General features: G+C 68.4%; 2 protein-coding genes. Both read right to left on the bottom strand.

Annotated features, from left to right (window positions below; genetic code table 11):
• Window positions 1–910: 910 nt before the first annotated feature.
• Complete coding sequence (istB, locus tag HIR71_RS16145) at window positions 911–1735, bottom strand: IS21-like element helper ATPase IstB (protein ID WP_211374326.1); 825 nt, start codon at window positions 1733–1735, stop codon at window positions 911–913.
• Window positions 1732–2094, bottom strand: a complete 363-nt coding sequence (locus tag HIR71_RS16140; RefSeq protein WP_169326081.1) for a transposase — start codon at window positions 2092–2094, stop codon at window positions 1732–1734. The genes istB and HIR71_RS16140 overlap by 4 nt, the downstream gene beginning before the upstream one ends.
• Window positions 2095–2225 lie beyond the last annotated feature (131 nt).

Genomic DNA, 2225 nt, shown 5'->3' with positions numbered 1-2225 from the left:
CAACGGGCGCCTCGAACACCTGCGCGGCTCCGCCCTCGGCTTCCGCAACCTCACCAACTACATCGCCAGAAGCCTGCTCGAGACCGGCGGCTTCAGACCCCGACTACACCCTCAATCGCGATGAGCCCGTTAACACCTTCACGCATAGCACGCTGCAGTCGCGGGCGTGGATTGGCCGCAATTCTTTCGTTAATGATGACGAGACCTTCCTCATTGCGGTTACGCACAAAGCGCAGACCTGGGCTCGGAATGACCCCGAATACGAGCGTCAGGAATATGCGCTTGCAGCCACTATCGAGGACCGCGAGTTGGCCACGGCTAATCTGCACCAGATCTTGAGGCAGCAACTGCGTGTTCCAACACGGGTACGGCTCCGCGCATAGCGCTCAAGCACCTAGTTCGCGCTCGCCTGAGGCCGCCTTGGCGCACCCTTCGCCCAGCAGAGACCGGCACCCCGACCACTACAGACAGGGGTCGGGCACGATACCGGAGTTCGATCTCGGTTTGTGGATAGCGCGCTGACTTGCGGAACTACAGGCGGGCAGTTCGCGCGGTGACCGGATTCCGGGGTGCGCGCTGGCCCACGCGCTGACCACGAGCCTGCAGGCGGCGCCCGTCTGATCGCCCGGAGGCACCGACGGGGCTCAACGGCGCCGGCCGAGCCAGGGGCACCGCCCGGACGACCTTGATTTGGTACGGGAGCCGAGGGGACCGTGGCAGCGACGGTGCGTCGGGCAGCAGCGGCATTCCGGACGCCTCTTTGAACCGCCCCGGTACGAATCTGCGACCTTCTCGGCCAATGCCCGGACGGTCTGGATCCGATGAAACGTGTTAAGGCGTGGGGTCGGTTGTCGCTTGCCAGCGTGATGGGACCACCGTGTTGCCACGAGCATGGGACCACCTGGAGGTGTCAGTGAGCATGGCGGGCCTCCTGGTGGGCGTCAATGCTGACACGCTCGCGTTGGCGGTAGGAGGGGCCCTCGATGATGAGGGTGTGGGCGCCTGAGGTGAGCCGGTCGACGGCGGACTGGGCGAGGAGGGCGTCGGTGGTCATACCCAGCCATTCGGACGGCTCCCGGTTGGATACCCAGATGGTGCTCGACCGGCGGTGGCGCTCGACGACCATCTCGTAGAAGTCGTTGGTCTGGGTGGCGTCGAGCGCCCGGAGCGCGAAGTCATCGATGATCAGCACGTCGACGCCGGTGATGCGGCGGATCTCGGCCTCGAGGGTGTTGTCGAGGCGGGCGGCGCGTAGGCGGGTGAAGAGCTTGTCGGCGCGGTAGAACGCCACCGTCATGCGGCGGCGGATCGCGATGTGGCCCAGGGCGGTGGCCAGGTGGGTCTTGCCGACCCCGACGGGGCCGAGGACCAGCACGCCGGTGCCCGCCTCGGCGAAGCGCAGGGTGGTCAGGTCCGACCACAGTTGCCGGTCGTAGGACAGGTCGGGGTGTTCGTCCCAGGTCTCCAGCCGCATGGTCGGGTCGAGGCCGGCCTTGGCGGCGCGCAGTGTCGCGGAGCGGGACTCGCGGCGGGTGACCTCGTCGGAGAGCAGGAGCTCGAGGAAGGCGGCGTGGCCAAGTTGCTGCTGGCGGGCCAGCGCGAGGCGTTCGGGCAGGGTGTCCCTCAGGCCGGAGAGCTTCAGCGTCCGCAGGATCTTGGTCAGGTCGGCCCCGATCGGGTCGACCGGCCCCGCGGGGGTCGCCCGCGACGAGGCGGTCATCGTGGTCGTGCTCATCGGTCCTCCTGCAGCTCGGTGGCATCGAAGAAGGCAGCGACGGCCTCGCCGCCGCGGATCAGGGTCAACGTGGCGGTCCCACCACCGGCGAGCGTGGTGGTCCCTTCGGTGGCCGGGCCGGTCCCACCACTGGCAGCGGTGGTCCCCGTGCTGGCAGGGCTGGTCTTGCCACTGGCAGGACCACGTGGCGCCGGCCGGGCGGCGTACTCGCCCGGATCACGGGCGAACCTCGACGCCCTCGCCGCGCCGGCGGCGGGCAAGAGCGGGACGGTGTCCTCCGTGGCGCGTTCGAGCATCGAGGCGACCTTGGTCACCGAGACCACGTCGAGGTCCAGCGCGCGTGAGCACGCGGTCTCCACCGGTTCGGGCTGTCAACGTCGGCCGAAAATTGACCCCCTGGCGTCGGGCGAAAATTGACCCCCTTGGTGTGGTTCGTGCCGGTCAGCGTGTGCTGGCCGGTGTGGTGGTGAGTAGGTCTCGGCGGGTGCGG

Origin of the sequence: Cellulomonas fimi (assembly GCF_012952065.1) — a bacterium.
GTDB classification, from domain to species: domain Bacteria; phylum Actinomycetota; class Actinomycetes; order Actinomycetales; family Cellulomonadaceae; genus Pengzhenrongella; species Pengzhenrongella fimi_A.
This window is presented reverse-complemented; position numbering and strand designations above follow the sequence as displayed.